Raw genomic sequence first — 14,743 nt, 5'->3', positions numbered from 1 at the left:
ATGGACACCACCGGGCTGATTCTCCTGATCTTCCTGGCGTTCCTGTTCGTCTGGTTGCTGAACAAGGTGCGCAGGTTCTTCCGGTTGGGCAATGTCGCGTACGCCGGAATCATGATCGTGTTCGTCATCACCATGCTCCTGATCTGGGGTCAGACCGTCGGATGAACCCGATCCTGGACCCGGAGCTCCCGGTGTCGGACCGTGCCACGATGGCGGCCCATCCCGAGTTCCTGAACGCCCCGCAAGCCCGCCCCCGCTGGGGTGGCCGCATGCCCGCCGACGCTTGGGCCAGCCTGCTTTCGGCCTCCTTGTGGGGATTCCTCCCCGCCCTCGTCGCTCCCCTCTACGGCCGCCTCGCCCTCATCGGCGGCCTGCTCCTGCAGGCCGGCCTGCTCACCGTCTGGATCGGGTACGGCTTCGCCGCCATGTTCCTGACCGGGCTCGCGATCGAGCTCGTCGTCTTCCTGCTCCTGCTCGCGCTGTCCGGCGAGTCCCCGGTGAGCCGCCTGGCCCGCCGCCACCGTGGCCGCTTCCGGCTGGCCGCGGACTTCGACGAGGAGGACGCCACCCTGATGGAGCGCGCCCAGGCCGCCGTCGCCGCCGTGCTGGAGTCCAAGGTCAACGAGGCGGGACTGCTGGACGACATCGCCAACCGGGTCACCCTTCCCCGCCAGGAATGGGAGATCGCGGAGACTCTGGCCGAGATGACCCGGCTCCGCCGCGAGCAACGCTCCGTACGGCAAGGGAAGGTCACCGACCGGATCTCCACCATGCTCGACTCGCATCGGGACGCGTTGCGGCTGGCCACCGAGTCGCTGGCGGAGCGGGTGGACGCGCTGGAGGATTACGCGTTGCGAACGATGGCGGCGGATGAGGCGTATGTCGAGTGGCGTACGCTCCAGGACCTGGCTGAGGACAGTGACGCGTACCGGGAGCTGCTGGCCAGGACGGTGCGGGATCGCCTGGCCGCCGGGGAGATCGACGCGATGACCGAACGTGCCCGCCTGGTCGAGGCCGCGCTCCGCGAGAGCGTCAAGGACGCCCGGCGGGCCGGGCTCGTGCTGCTGCCCGAGGCCAGCTGATGCCCAAGGTCTCCCCCCGGGCCGAGAAGATCTTCGGCCGCGTTCCCACCGCCGTGAACCTCGTCGGCTCGGCTCTGCTGATCACCCAGGTTGTGGTGGGTATTTCGCTGGCCGTCGGCTCGGACGAACCGGATCCGGTTGCCTTGATTCCACCGCCCCCGACGATGAACGTGGTTCCGACGCCTGAGGTGGTGGCGGCCACACCGGTCGAACCGCCGAGCCCCAGCCCTACTCCGACAATGGAGGTCAAGCGCATCCCCGAAGGCGAGATCGTCCGGCTGAAACGATTCGCCGGGGCGGGGTCGCCCGTGATCGGGCAGGTCAAGGACAAGAAGGCGCGGCTCACGTTCGTCGAGTTGGGCGCGCCCTGGGGGCGGAGCCAGTCACTCGGAACCGGGCCGATCGTGGACGGCACGTACAGCAAGCGGCAGACGTTCGTCACCGAGGAGTACGGTCCCGCCCTGGATCGCCAATGGTGGGCCGACATCGACAGCCAGCGCCACACGGCTGAGCTGGCTCCCGGGGAGAGTCTGTACGACATAGCCGCCGCGACTCTCGACTACAAGCAGAGCCGTAGTTTCCCCAGCGGCACAGTCGGGGTCGACCTGGCCTCGCAGCCGATCAAGAACGGCTGGGTGATCGTCCGGCAGATGCGCATGCCCGAGAGCGACGCCGGACGCAAGTCCCGTATCGAACTGTCAGCGGTGGCCGCCCTGAACACCGGCACAGCCCGCCCCGGCATCCTGTGGATCACCATCCCCGACACCCACAAACGCCTCTGGCCGGACATCAACCGCGTGATCGCCTCGGTTCGCGCACTCCGTCCGTGATCACTTGGCGGCTGGGCTGAGTTCGCGTGTCCCGTCCGTGATCACCCGGGCGACCAGTTCTGGATCGTCGCTCATCGGCAGGTGGCCGCACCCCTTGAGCAGCAGGACGCGCTGCTGTGCCCACCGCCCCGCCCGGACGGCCTGGCGGCGCGGCAACAGCCGATCATGCTCGCCCCAGGCGACCGTGATCGGCACCTTGGGCGGCGCGGGCGGCGCCAGCCACAGAAACGAGTCGAGCGTGTCGTCGAACCCGACCGACTCCCGCAACGCCCCGGCCGCCGACACCAGCTCTCGATCCGACACCCGCGACGGCTTCGAGACCAGGAGCCGCCCCGTGACCGCTCGCCCGACAGCCGACCCCACCAGCTCCGGCGCCGTCGCCATCGCCCCCGCACGCAGCAGCCGCAGCACCGAACGCCCGTAGAACAGCTCAGAACGCGACCAGAACCCCGCCGGCGACAGCGCGGTAGCCGACAGCACAACCCCCCGCGAAGCCATGTCCAGCGCCAGATACCCGCCCAGCGAACTCCCGGCGACATGCGGCTCGGAAACCCCCAACCGCCCCCAGAACGCCTCCACCGCATACGCCAACGTCTCCGCGTTGTACGGCAACCCAGGCGGCAACGGCGGCGAAGCCCCAAACCCAGGCAGATCCACGGCGATCACATCAAACCGCTCAGCCAGCAGATCAAGAACCGGCGTCCACACCTGCCAGTGATGCCCAATCCCATGCATCAACACCAACGGCGGCCCAGACCCCCGACGCTCATAAACCAGCTCCATAACTCCGAGTCAAGCACCGAACCCCACTCCACGCCAGCATGGAACGCCCGTCCCCAGTCGAGAGGGGAAGTTGAGAGGGGACGGGGCGTCGGCATGTGAGCCCGGTCGGGTCAGCGCCACCAAGGGCGGTGGCAGGTCCGCCAGCAGCGTGTGTGTCCGTGCCTACGGCAGCACTTGCGGCAGGGCCTTGGCCTCCAGCAGCGGCGGGCGGACATGCAAGGATCGTTTTGCGCGGACGACGCCGCCACTGCCTGCTTAGGGCTGGAGACCGTTGATGCCAGGGCGACCTCCGCTGGCCAGAGGGTGAGCGTGGCGAGGAACGTCACGCCGAGTATGGCCAGTCGTCTGCTGTGCATAGCGACTCCTTCCCGGTGGGTGCCCTGTCGCTACTGTGAAAGGCCACCCGATCCCCCGAATCGGATATATCGGCCTATTCCCGGCACTCATGTCGCCACGCCGACACCGTCACAGAAGTTGGGGCGCCAATACGGCAACGGGCGCTTCGCACCCGCGCCGGGAAACAGAGTCAGCGGCCGCCGAGCGGAATCTCGAACCACACGGCTTTGCCCTCCTTGGTGGGTCGGGAACCCCAACGGCGAGCCAATTGATCCACCAGATAGAGCCCGCGTCCGCCCTCGTCGTTCTCGCCGGCGCTGCGGATGCGTGGGAGGCGCAGGTCTTGGTCGAAGACTTCGACCCAGATCGACTCGTCGCCGCGCCGCAGGCGCAGGGTGAACTCCTTGTCGTTGGCGACATCCTCGTCCAGGCCGGGCACGTCCCAGGATTCGTCGAAGGGGAGGGGCGGGCCGTCGAGGGCGAGTTCGCGCCGGGGCGCGCTGGCCGCGGCCGCGTGGAGGACCACGTTCGTGACCACCTCGGACACCAGCAGGCAGGCGAGGTCGCCGCGTTCTTCGGGGACGTTCCAGCTGGCGAAGGCTTCGGAGGCCATGCGGCGGGCCTCGCCGACCATGATGGGCTGGGCGGGGAAGGTGCGTTCCTCGAATTCGAGTTCGGTGCCGACTGACCGTACGACGAGGATGGCCATGTCGTCGTCGATCTCGCCGGGGACGGCGACGGTGGCGGTGTCGGCTATTCGTTCGACCGACTCGCTGGCGATCTTCGCGACCTTGTCGCAGAGGATCTGCAGGGTTTCGTCGTCCGAGAGGGAAGGTTCGTCGGTGCCTCGGGCAGGCCGGCGGTCGACCAGGCCGTCGGTGTAGAGGAGCAGGGTGGCACCGGGGGGCAGGACCCGGGTTTCCTCCTTGTAGACCAGGTCGGCGTGCATGCCGGAGGCCCGGACCCCCAGCGGCTGGCCGACCTCGGTGATGTCCAGCTCGGTGACGCTGCCGTCCACGATCAGCAGGGGCGGGGAGTGGCCGGCGTTGGCGAAGGACAGCTGACGGGACCAGGCGTCGTACACCAGGTACTGGCAGGTGACGATCGGCGGGCTGGTGACGTCGGCGCCGAAGTCGTCGTGTTCCGGGGCGGCGACGACCCTGGTCCACTCGTCGAGGCGGGCCAGGATGTCGGCGGGCGGCTTGTCGTCCTGGGCGAAGGCGCGGAGGGCGGCGCGGAGCTGGCCCATGACGGCGGCGGCTTTGGCGCCGCGGCCTTCGACGTCGCCGATGACGATGCCGACACGCCCGGCGGAGAGCGGGATCACGTCATACCAGTCGCCGCCGACCTGGGTCTGGATGCCCTGGCCGTGGCTGGCCAGGGGGGCGGCGGGATAGTAGCGGACGGCGATCTCCAGGCCGTCCAGCATGGGCAGTTCGCGGGGAAGCAGGTGTTTCTGGAAGGACTCGGCGGTGTGCCGTTCCTCCTCGAACAGCAGCGCGTTGTCGACGGCGAGCGCGACCCGGGTGGCGATGGCGCCGACGAAGTCGCGGTCGAAGGCGTCGTAGTGCGGGGAGCGGCGGTCGGTGAGGTTGGACATCGCCAGGTACATCAGCCCGAGGGTCTCGCCCCGGGCGCACAGCGGCGCGACGATGGCGGAGGTCATGCCGATCTCGCCGCACAGCCGGGCCGCGCCCTCGCTCGGCGAGGGGTAGCTGACCTGGGAGAAGTCCTCCACCAGGATGGTCTCCTGGCGGCGCAGGGCGGCGTCGCCGTAGTGGCCCTGCGGGTAGCGGATCTCGGAGCCGACCGGCTTCCAGGTGTCCGGCGGCGGGCTCCAGGTGCCCACGTGCGTGGACACCTTGCGGATCAGCCTGTCTCCCTCCATCAGTTCGATGAAGCAGTGGTCGGCGAACTGCGGGACCAGCATCTCGGCGACCCGGTTGAGGGTCTCCTCCACGTACAACGAACCGGCCAGGCGTTCGCCGATACGTTCCAGCAGCCCGAACCGGTCCTTCTCGCGCTCGTTGCTGCGCATCGCCTCCCGGGCGGTGATCACGATGCCGGTCACCGAACCCGACGGATGCCGCATCGGCACCGCCTGCGCGCGCACGTAGATCATCGTGCCGTCGACACGTACGACATCGAACGTGCCTTCCCAAACATTGCCCTTCAGGACATGTTTGGCCAGATCCACGGCGAGTGGATGATCCTTCTCCATGAGCCCGAGCGACAGCACGTCGTCCATGCCATGCTGGCCGGGCCGCCCGAACAGGCGCTCCGCGAACGGATTCCAGTAGAGGACGTTACTGAAACGGTCGGTGACGACGACCGCCATCTCCGCGTGGTCAAGGACTGACCCGGCGGAAAGATGGTCGGCGGTGTCCTGCGACAGATCCCCCCAACGCTTCATCCAACGACCACCCCTCGGGGCATGCGGACCACGAATGCTCCTACCTGAACAGAGCCTGCGCTGTCGTGGGAGAGGAGGGGCTCCCGAAAAGCATCACTGAGATCAACGTCTGGTGACGAAAACGTGCGTGGCGACATCACGCGGTAGCTCCGCGAGAGTGTTGTCCGCTTCGTCGTCACCTGTCACCCGCACACCGTCGTCGCTCGCCGCGAGCGTCACCTCGCGTCCGGGTTGTATCCCAACTTGCTTGAGTTTAAGCATCACAGCGGGATCGCTTTGCACTTGTTCGCTAATTCGGCGAACCACAACGGGTATATCTCGGGGTCCGGCCAGATCCGCCATAGCGGAGACCGCCTCATATTCCTCCAAACCGGACGCTCCGAGCTCGTCCAGGCCGGGGATGGGGTTCCCGTGCGGGCAGACGGTGGGGTTGTCCAGCAGCTTCACCAGCCGGGCTTCCACCGAGTCGGACATGACGTGCTCCCACCGGCACGCCTCGATGTGCACTTCCTCCCACGGCATGCCGATCACCTGGATCAGCAGGCACTCGGCCAGGCGGTGCTTGCGCATCACCCGGATCGCGAGCGTGCGCCCGAGATCGGTCATGGTGAGATGCCGGTCGCCCTCCACTTTGACCAGGCCGTCGCGCTCCATCCGCGCCACCGTCTGGCTGACCGTGGGGCCGCTCTGCTGCAGTCGTTCGGCGATGCGCGCGCGCAACGCGACGATGCCTTCCTCTTCCAGCTCGAAGATCGTCCGGAGATACATCTCCGTCGTGTCGATCAGGCCGTGTGCGGTCACAACGTCTTCCTCCCGGTCTGCCCTCGATGCTACGACCTACCAGCGGGTTCAGCCGAACTCGGCGATGAACCGGTGCACGATTGGCAACGTGCGAGGGATCTGAATCCTTCCATGTCCGGGAGCCACCTCAAGACCGAACGTGATATCGGCGGAACGAGGACACCGCCAGCCCCACGATCACCACCGTCACCGCGCACAACACCCCGCCGCCGACCCAGGCCGGGACCAGCCCGAACGCCGAGGCAGTGGCGCCCGCCCGGAGATCGCCCAGGCGCGGCCCGCCCGCCACGACCACGAAGAAGACCCCCTGCAACCGGCCGCGCATCTCGTCGGGTGCGTACGTCTGGAGGATGGTCTGCCGCCACACCGCGGAGACGAGGTCCGCGAAGCCGCCGAAGGCCAGCAGCAGCACCATCAGCCAGAGCGCCTGGGCTAGCCCGGCCGCGGCCACGGTGAGCCCCCACACCACGATCACGAACGTCAGCGCAAGACCCTGCCGCCGCACCCGGCCCACCCATCCGGAGAACACCCCGCCGGCCACCGCCCCTAACGCGATCGCCGCCGACAGCCAGCCGTAGGCGATGCCGGAGTCGCCGAACCTGATCGCGGTCATCTCCGGATACAGGGCCCGGGGCATCGCGAACGCCATCGCGATGATGTCCACCACGAACGACATGAGCACGATCGGCGTGGCCATGATGTAGCGCAGCCCGCCGACCACCGCGCGAAAACCCGGCGCGGTCACCTCGCCGAGCGGCTCCAGCGCCGGCAGCCGCAGCGCCGCGTACAGGACGGCGGTGAACAGCACCGCGTCGATGAGGTACGCGAAGCCGTACCCGCCGCCCGCGAGGATGAAGCCGCCGAGCAGCGGGCCGAGCACCGAGGCGATGCTGCTGAACAGGAAGTTGAGCGTGTTGGCCGCGGGCACCAGCGGGGTGGGCACCAGCCGGGGAATGATCGCGTTGCGGGTCGGCGAGGCGACGGCGAACCCCGTGGACTGTACGGCCACCGCCGCCATGATCACCCAAACGTTCTTCAGGGTGAAGGCGTTGACCAGCAGGACGAGCGTGGCCGACCAGCTGATCAGGGAGGCGGCCAGCAGGAGCTTGCGGCGGTCCATGGCGTCGGCGATGGCTCCGCCCCACAGGCCGAAGACGATCAGGGGAACCAGGGCGACCGGGCCGAGCATGCCGACCCAGAACGAGGAGCGGGTCAGCGCGTACACCTCGGCGCTGACCGCGACGGCGGTGAGCTGGAATCCGACGAAGGCCACCGCCTGCCCGGTCAGGAGACGGCGGTAGTCGGGGATCTGGATCGGCCTGGTGTCGACGAAGTGCCGCCTCAGGAGACCCTTAGCAAAGCTCACGATCCCCAAGCCTCCCACGTCACGAAATGTCCCGCACGATCAGGGACCTAGGGAGCCAAGCGTTCCAGGATCCAGCGGCCGGCGGAGCGGCGATAGCGGAGGCGGTCGTGCATGCGGTCGGATTGGCCCTGCCAGAACTCGATCTCGCTCGGCACCACCCGGATGCCACCCCAGAAGTCCGGCACCGGCGGATCCTCCGGCCACCGCTCGGCCAGCTCGGCATACCGCTGGTCGAGCTCCTCCCGGGACCGCACCACGGCCGACTGCCGGGAGGCCCACGCCCCGATGCGCGAGCCGTACGGCCGGGACCGGAAGTATGCCTCGGTCTCCTCGCGCGCGACCCGCGCGGCCGACCCCTCCACCCGCACCTGGCGGCGCATCGCATGCCACGGGAAGACCAGCGACGCGCGCGGGTTCTCGGCGAGGTCGCGTCCCTTCCGCGACTCGTAGTTGGTGAAGAACGTGAAACCTTGCTCGTCGAAGCCTTTCAGCAGAACTGTCCGCGCCGAGGGTCTTCCCCCGGCCGAGCTGGTTGCCAGGATCATGGCATTGGGTTCCGGGAGCCCGGCGTCGACCGCGTCGGCGAACCACCTGGTGAACTGCGCCACCGGGTCGTCGGCCACGTCGAGCAGCGGCTCGCCGTTGTAGCTGCGGCGGAGCCCCGCCATGTGCGTCTCGCTGTCCACGAAAAGGTATTCTTGCGCGCTTGGTAGATGTCTGACGCACGACCCCCTACCTGGGACGACGGCGTTCGGGAGGGACCGGGGGCGACTCGCAGGAACGCGAGAGGTTAAATTGACCCGCCGGTATCTCGACATCAAGGCTTTTTGACTTCACAAGAGAGGGAGGCGGCCGAGAGTGTCCGACTTTAAACCCGGGCTCGAAGGCGTGGTAGCTTTCGAGACCGAGATCGCGGAACCGGACAAAGAAGGGGGCGCCCTGCGATACCGGGGCGTCGACATCGAGGAACTGGTCGGCCGGGTCTCCTACGGGAACGTCTGGGGTCTGCTGGTCGACAACGAGTTCGAGCCGGGCCTCCCCCCGGCGGAGCCGTATCCCGTTCCTGTCCATTCCGGTGACATCCGGGTCGACGTGCAGAGCGCGCTGGCCATGCTGGCGCCCGCGTACGGCTTCCGGCCCCTGCTCGACATCGACGACGCCCAGGCCCGCGACGATCTCGCCCGCGCCTCGGTGACGGCGCTGTCGTTCGTCGCCCAGTCCGCCCGCGGCCTCGGCCTGCCGATGGTGCCGCAGCGTCGGGTGGACGAGGCGGAGACCATCGTCGAGCGTTTCATGATCCGCTGGCGGGGTGATCCGGATCCGCGGCATGTCAAGGCCATCGACGCGTACTGGACCTCGGCCGCCGAGCACGGCATGAACGCCTCCACGTTCACCGCGCGGGTGATCGCCTCGACCGGCGCGGACGTGGCCGCGGCCCTGTCCGGCGCGGTAGGGGCCATGTCGGGTCCGCTGCACGGCGGCGCCCCGGCCCGGGTGCTGCACATGATCGAGGGCGTCGAGCAGATGGGCGACGCCAGGAAGTGGGTGCAGAGCGAGCTGGACAAGGGCCAGCGGCTGATGGGCTTCGGGCACCGGGTGTACCGGGCCGAGGACCCGCGGGCCCGGGTGCTGCGGCGGACCGCGAAGGAGCTGGACGCGCCTCGGTACGAGGTGGCGGCGGCGCTGGAGACGGCCGCTCTTGAGGAGCTGCACGCGCGCAAGCCGGACCGGGTGCTCGCCACCAACGTGGAGTACTGGGCCGCGGTCATCCTGGACTTCGCCGACGTCCCCTCGCACATGTTCACCTCGATGTTCACCTGCGCCCGCACGGCCGGCTGGGCCGCCCACATCCTGGAGCAGAAGCGCACGGGCAGGCTCGTCCGCCCCAGCGCGACCTATGTGGGCCCGCCGCTGCGCTCGGTCTCCGACGTTCCCGGCGTCGCCGTCAGGCAGTAGCCGCCGATCAGCCCGCGGCTCATGGAGTCGCGGGCTCTGTCGTACAGCTGACGTCGAGCTCGGCGGGGCTGGCCGTGTTCGAATCCACGGTGCATTTGCCGCGCAGCACCGGGACGGCCTGGCCCCGCTCGCTGGAGAACAGCCACAGTTCCCTGGGCAGCGCGGTGTGGAAGTCGGCGTCGGTGGAGAAGTAGAAGCTCCCGGTCGCGCCCTGGATGTGCCCGTCCACGCCAAGACCGCGCAGGTTGTACGCGACGCTCTGCGCGATGTTCACCGCCGGATCCACGTTGGTGGCCTTGATCTGGTCGATGGCGCTGGTGATCGCCAGGAGCGCGTCGTAGCCCATCCGGGCGTGCACCCGCGACACCGACCGGCCGCGCTCGGGCAGCACGTCCCGGATCCACGCCTCGATCTCCCGCTGGGTGTCGTTGATCGCGCCGGAGCCGTCCTGCTCGGCGCGCGCGTCGTTCAGCGCGATGAAGGAGATCTCGGGGTTGTTGACCGATGATCCGTCGGCCAGGATCTGCGACAGCCGTCCGGTCACCTCGTCCCCGGCGAGCACCCGCACCGCGCCGTCGCACTGGTGTTCCTTGGTGTCCATCAGGGTGCCCAGATAGCTGGAGCGCCCGGTGTAGAAGAGCACCGCCGCGCCGTCCTGGCAGGCCTGGTCGACCTGGGCGGCCAGCTGGTCGCCGTCCCGGAAGACGTACTGCCTGGCCTTGGCGTAGAGCGCCCCTTGCCGCTTGGTGAGGCCGTCGGCGAGGTCCTGGCTGTAGAGCTCGCGCTTGAGCTCGTCGGCTTCCAGCAGGATGGCGACCTTGTCGGCGGGCACCTTGGCGCCGCCGGGCAGCCCCTGTTGCAGCCAGTATTCGGCGGCCTTGGCCTGGGCCGAGTTGGGGGCGGCCATCCGGAAGAAGGACGGGGAGGGCTTCCTGCCGTACACCAGGGGCGTGGTGTCGGCGGTGTTGGTGGTGCTCAGCATCGGCATGTGCGCGTCGCTGAGCAGCCGGATCGCGTCCTGCGTCTCGGTGCGACTCCAGGCGAATCCGATCGCCCCCGCGATGTCGGGATCCCCGGCCGCCCGATCTTTGATCATCTGGGCGGCGTACGCGGCGCTGACGAAGTCCTGACCCGCGTTGGCGAACTCGACCCTGATCTGCCAGCTGTGCAGCCGGTTGTAGGCCAGCTGCCGGGCGGCGATCCCGGCCAGCTCCCCCATCGAGCCGCTGATCTGGTCACCGCCGCTCCGGTTGGTGGTCAGCGGGCCGAGGTAGAAGACCGTGATCACCCGCTGGCCGTCCTCGACGTCGCGGTTCTGCCGCTGGATCCGCTCCAGGATGGGAGCCAGCAGCGGGTCGGGGTCGATCTCGTTCAGGTCGTCGCTGAGGCCGACGCACTGTTCGGCGACCTCGCGGAGCCCGCCGCCGCAGCCGATCCAGGTCCGGCCCACCACCGCGAGCGGTCCGAAGGCCAGCAGCGCGACCACCGCCCAGTAGCCGAAGGCCCGCAGCGGCGTGGGGCGAAATGCCCCTATGTCGGAGAGCTCAGATTCATTCACGGTGACCGGGATGAAGAGGTCGGGCACCTGGGCTCGCCAGTCGTCGATCGCTTCGGGGAGGCGTTCCAGCGGCCGTACCGGCGGGGTGGCCGGGAGCGGCGCGTCTCCGGCGGCGAGTACGAGCATCGGCGGATATATGCCGGTATCAGCGATGACATCGCGCATCACGCTCAGGAAGCGTGTTCCCCCGGTGCCCGGTTCCGCCAGGACCAGCAGGCAGTACCAGCCGCGGCCCCAGCTCGGCCAGGGGATGAACCACTTCTGGTACGCCTGCCGCAGATCCTGGAACATCGCGTACACCAGCAGTTTGTCCAGATCGGGGACGGCGGCCAGGCGGAGCGCGTACTTGTGACGGCTCTCGAAGCGTTTACGGCGAAGATTCTCGTAACGGTGGCGGCGGAACCACCCGGAGAAGAAGGTGCCCCTGATCGACAACGCGGCCTGCACGGCGGTGCCCGCGGCGGCCACGATCAGACCGACCACCCAGGGGATGAGCGAGAGCAGATCGACGACATCCCACCCGGCCAGCAGCGCCACGGCCATGCCGAGCGGCACCCAGGTGGTGGCGGCCCTGACTACGAAGTCGGCGGCGGTCCGCCTGACCCGGCGCTCGCCGTAGCGTTCCCAGCGCCATTTCCGGTAACGGGCGCGGAACTCGTCCTGACCCTTGCGCGACTCGGGCGCGGGCGGCCAGACCCCGGTCCAATCCTCCGGCCGCAGAGCGCGCTGCTCCCGCGCCCACAGGACGAACTGCGCCAGCGGGAACCGCGGCGCCGGCAGGAACGACCCGCCGACCGACGCCCCCAGATCCCCGTTCTCCCCCGCCAGCGCGTTGACCAGCGCCGCGACGTCCTTCAGCTCCTCCCCGGCCGGGGCCGCGTACGGCAGGCTCCCCTTGAACGGCTCCGCCAGCGCGAGCGCGGCGGCCGGGGATTGCTCGCCGACCAGCAGGAGCACCGGCAACGCGGGATCCCGCCGCCAGAACGAGGGCCGGCGCAGGAGCCCTTCCAGCACTCCGTGCAGTCGCCGCTGGTCCGCCGCGATCATCCGTGTCCTTCCGCTCAATCCTTATGGCAATTTACCCCCAATTCCGATTAGGGGTAAATTGCCAGAAAACTCCCCTTAAGGGTTTATTGTCAACCGATGTCCCTTGAGTCGCGAAAGTTACGGATTACATAATTTCCGGACAAATGCCGCTAAGTCACGGGAGCCTCGATGGCCGTACACGGACCGGACCGGGGGGTGAGCCGGCGGGGATTTCTCGCCGGCCTGGGCGCGGGAGCTGGGGCGTTGACCCTGGCCCCAGCCGAAGCGATAGCCAGGACAGTCACCACACAGGCAGGCGGAATGGCGGTCTCGCCTGACCGTTTCGGGCGTATCTTCAACCTGCCGCCGTTCGCCGATTTCAACCCGCCCAGCCTGCGCAACGCCCTGGTCGAAATGGGCCGTCCCGGCGGGATCGTGGACGCCAAGGACCCGCTGGCGGAAGGCCCGATCCGGCTGATCACGAATCCCGAACTCAGCCCTAACAATCTCGACAATGCCACCCACACGGCGGGGGTCACCTTCCTCGGCCAGTTCCTCGACCACGACATGACGTTCGACCGGTCCTCCCCGCTCGGCACGGTGACCGCGCCGGAGGCGACCCCCAACACCCGCACGCCCGGCCTCGACCTGGACTCGGTCTACGGCCGGGGCCCGGTCGCCGACCCGCAGCTCTACAACCCCGCCGACACCGCCAAGCTCAAGGTCGAGAGCGGCGGCCTGTTCGAGGACCTGCCCCGGATGGCCAACGGCCAGGCCATCATCGGCGACCCCCGCAACGACGAGAACCTGATCATCTCCGGCCTGCACTGCGCGTTCCTGCTGTTCCACAACCGGGTGGTCGACCACCTGCGCGCCCAGGGCCAGGGCGGGAACGTCTTCGCCGCCGCCCAGCAGCTGGTGCGCTGGCACTACCAGTGGATCATCCTGCACGAGTTCCTGCCCCTGGTCATCGGCCAGGACGTGGTCAACGCGATCCTCACCGGCGGACGCCGGTTCTACCGGCCCGCGCCGGGCCAGCAGTTCATCCCGGTGGAGTTCCAGGGGGCCTGCTACCGGTTCGGGCACAGCATGGTGCGGCCGTCCTACCGGGCCAACCTGGCCGGCAACAGCGACGGCTCGGCGTTCTTCGGCTTCATCTTCGACCCGGCCGGGCAGGGCCAGGCCGACCCGGTGGACCTGCGCGGCGGGGCCAGGGCGGCGCGGCGCTTCATCGGCTGGCAGACCTTCTTCGACTTCGGCGACGGCAATGTCCGGCCCAACAAGCGCATCGACACCAAGATCTCGACCCCGCTGTTCAACCTGCCGCTGGCCGCGATCTCGTCCGGCGACCCGCCCACCTCGCTGGTCCAGCGCAACCTGCTGCGCCACGTGACCTGGTCGATCCCGTCCGGGCAGAACATCGCGCGGGCGATCGGCATCCCCGCCCTGGAGTCCCAGCATTTCCCGGAGCTCCAGGCGATCGGGCACGGCCTGCCCGCCAGCACCCCGCTCTGGTACTACATCCTCAAGGAGGCCGAGGTCGCGGGCGGCCTGAAGCTGGCCGGCGTAGGCGCCCGCATCGTCGGCGAGGTCTTCATCGGCCTGCTCCAGCTCGACAACGCCTCCTACCTGCGCACCAACCCGTCCTGGGTGCCGACCCTGCCCCGGCGCTCGGGCGGCGCCGGCGACTTCCGCATGGTCGACCTGCTCACCTTCGCCCGGGTCGATCCCACCAGCCGCGGCCAGTAGCTCAGCCCGGCACCAGGCCCTGGCGGTAGGCGTTCGTCAGGGCCTCCGGCCGGTTGCGGGCGCCCAGCTTGCGGAACAGGCGGCCCTGGGTGTTCTCCACGGTCTTGACCGAGATGCCGAGGGAGCGGGCGGTCTGCTGGAGGGTGTGGCCGGTGGCGATCGAGTCGAGGATGTCGCGTTCCCTGGCGCTCAGCTCCGGCGAGGGACCGGCCGGGAGGTGGGTGCCCGCCATGATCACGTAGCCGTGGGCGACCATGGCCAGGGTCGTGCACAGCAGGTCGGGCACGTCCTCCAGCCAGACCAGGGCGCGGGCGCCGTACCGCATCGCCTCCCGGACGAGATCGTCGCCTGGCCGTACCGACGGGATCACCACCACCGGGGCGCGGAACCGGGCGGTGGCCTGCCAGTCTGGCGGGGCCGGATCCATCAGGACGGTGATGAACCGGCCCCGCCAGCGCCACAGCGCGGGGTCCAGCTCGGGCGTCAGCACGAACGGGCGGCCGTGGCCGAGCAGGGCCTGGGTGACCCGGTCCACCGGCGCGCCCGGCCGGGCGTGCACTACCACCATCTCGGCCTCGTCCCGGTCCTTGGGCGGGGTGTCGAACAGGCCCAGCGCGATGGCCTGCGAGACCGCCTGGCTCTGGTGGGTGACGCCGAGCTTGGCGTAGATGCGGCGTTTGTGGCTCTCCACCGTGGACGCGCTGATCCCGAGTTGCGCGGCGATGTGCTTCGCGCTGCTGCCCGCGCCGATCAACGAGAGCACGGTGAGTTCGCGCTCGGAGAGGGTGCCACCGGAATCGGCCATATGCGTGTTCTCACACTTCGCTAGGGCGGAGTGGGAGC

12 protein-coding genes are annotated in these 14,743 nt (G+C 69.0%); 5 read left to right on the top strand and 7 right to left on the bottom strand.

Annotation, left to right across the window (positions count from 1 at the left end; all coding sequences use genetic code 11):
• From Aple_RS51860 to Aple_RS05690, 3 genes are read left to right on the top strand one after another with little or no spacing between them, the layout of a single operon-like run.
• Nucleotides 1-165, top strand: a complete 165-nt coding sequence (locus Aple_RS51860; protein ID WP_170321299.1) for a hypothetical protein — start codon at nt 1-3, stop codon at nt 163-165.
• Complete coding sequence (locus tag Aple_RS05695; RefSeq protein ID WP_155343392.1) at nt 162-1,082, top strand: hypothetical protein; 921 nt, start codon at nt 162-164, stop codon at nt 1,080-1,082. The genes Aple_RS51860 and Aple_RS05695 overlap by 4 nt, the downstream gene beginning before the upstream one ends.
• Nucleotides 1,082-1,912, top strand: a complete 831-nt coding sequence (locus Aple_RS05690; RefSeq protein ID WP_155343391.1) for a hypothetical protein — start codon at nt 1,082-1,084, stop codon at nt 1,910-1,912. Before Aple_RS05695 ends, Aple_RS05690 begins: the two co-directional genes overlap by 1 nt.
• Here the strand turns inward: Aple_RS05690 and Aple_RS05685 are convergent, their stop codons facing one another.
• The 5 genes from Aple_RS05685 to pdxH all read right to left on the bottom strand — a co-directional run bounded on the left by Aple_RS05685 (nt 1,913) and on the right by pdxH (nt 8,279).
• A complete protein-coding gene (locus Aple_RS05685; protein WP_155343390.1) occupies nt 1,913-2,695 on the bottom strand; it encodes an alpha/beta fold hydrolase in 783 nt (260 codons plus the stop codon).
• Between the two features lie 526 nt (nt 2,696-3,221).
• On the bottom strand, nt 3,222-5,444 hold the full coding sequence (locus Aple_RS05680) for an ATP-binding SpoIIE family protein phosphatase (RefSeq protein WP_155343389.1): 2,223 nt from the start codon (nt 5,442-5,444) through the stop codon (nt 3,222-3,224).
• A gap of 102 nt (nt 5,445-5,546) precedes the next feature.
• Nucleotides 5,547-6,245 carry an iron-dependent transcriptional repressor DtxR gene (locus Aple_RS05675; RefSeq protein WP_155343388.1) on the bottom strand — a complete coding sequence of 233 codons (699 nt, stop codon included), beginning with the start codon at nt 6,243-6,245 and terminating at the stop codon, nt 5,547-5,549.
• 127 nt (nt 6,246-6,372) lie between these two features.
• A complete protein-coding gene (locus Aple_RS05670; RefSeq protein ID WP_155343387.1) occupies nt 6,373-7,611 on the bottom strand; it encodes an MFS transporter in 1,239 nt (412 codons plus the stop codon).
• Between the two features lie 47 nt (nt 7,612-7,658).
• The gene (gene pdxH / locus Aple_RS05665; RefSeq protein WP_155343447.1) at nt 7,659-8,279 is read right to left on the bottom strand and encodes a pyridoxamine 5'-phosphate oxidase; all 621 of its coding nucleotides are present in this window, start codon (nt 8,277-8,279) and stop codon (nt 7,659-7,661) included.
• A gap of 190 nt (nt 8,280-8,469) precedes the next feature.
• Here pdxH and Aple_RS05660 point away from each other — a divergent pair, with 190 nt between their 5' ends.
• On the top strand, nt 8,470-9,567 hold the full coding sequence (locus Aple_RS05660; protein WP_155343386.1) for a citrate synthase 2: 1,098 nt from the start codon (nt 8,470-8,472) through the stop codon (nt 9,565-9,567).
• A 19-nt stretch (nt 9,568-9,586) separates the two neighbouring features.
• Here Aple_RS05660 and Aple_RS05655 read toward each other — a convergent pair whose 3' ends face one another.
• Entirely contained in the window at nt 9,587-12,172 is a 2,586-nt protein-coding gene (locus tag Aple_RS05655) for an ABC transporter substrate-binding protein (protein ID WP_155343385.1), read from the bottom strand.
• A gap of 168 nt (nt 12,173-12,340) precedes the next feature.
• Here Aple_RS05655 and Aple_RS05650 point away from each other — a divergent pair, with 168 nt between their 5' ends.
• A complete protein-coding gene (locus Aple_RS05650; RefSeq protein WP_218038127.1) occupies nt 12,341-13,900 on the top strand; it encodes a peroxidase family protein in 1,560 nt (519 codons plus the stop codon).
• Nucleotide 13,901: 1 nt separating this feature from the next.
• On the opposite strand, the gene Aple_RS05645 is transcribed toward Aple_RS05650, so the two are convergent.
• The gene (locus Aple_RS05645) at nt 13,902-14,705 is read right to left on the bottom strand and encodes a response regulator transcription factor (protein WP_218038126.1); all 804 of its coding nucleotides are present in this window, start codon (nt 14,703-14,705) and stop codon (nt 13,902-13,904) included.
• Nucleotides 14,706-14,743 lie beyond the last annotated feature (38 nt).

This window comes from Acrocarpospora pleiomorpha (genome assembly GCF_009687885.1).
Taxonomy (GTDB): Bacteria; Actinomycetota; Actinomycetes; order Streptosporangiales; family Streptosporangiaceae; genus Acrocarpospora; species Acrocarpospora pleiomorpha.
The sequence above is the reverse complement of the archived record's forward strand: the minus strand, read 5'-3'. Positions and strand labels throughout refer to the sequence as shown.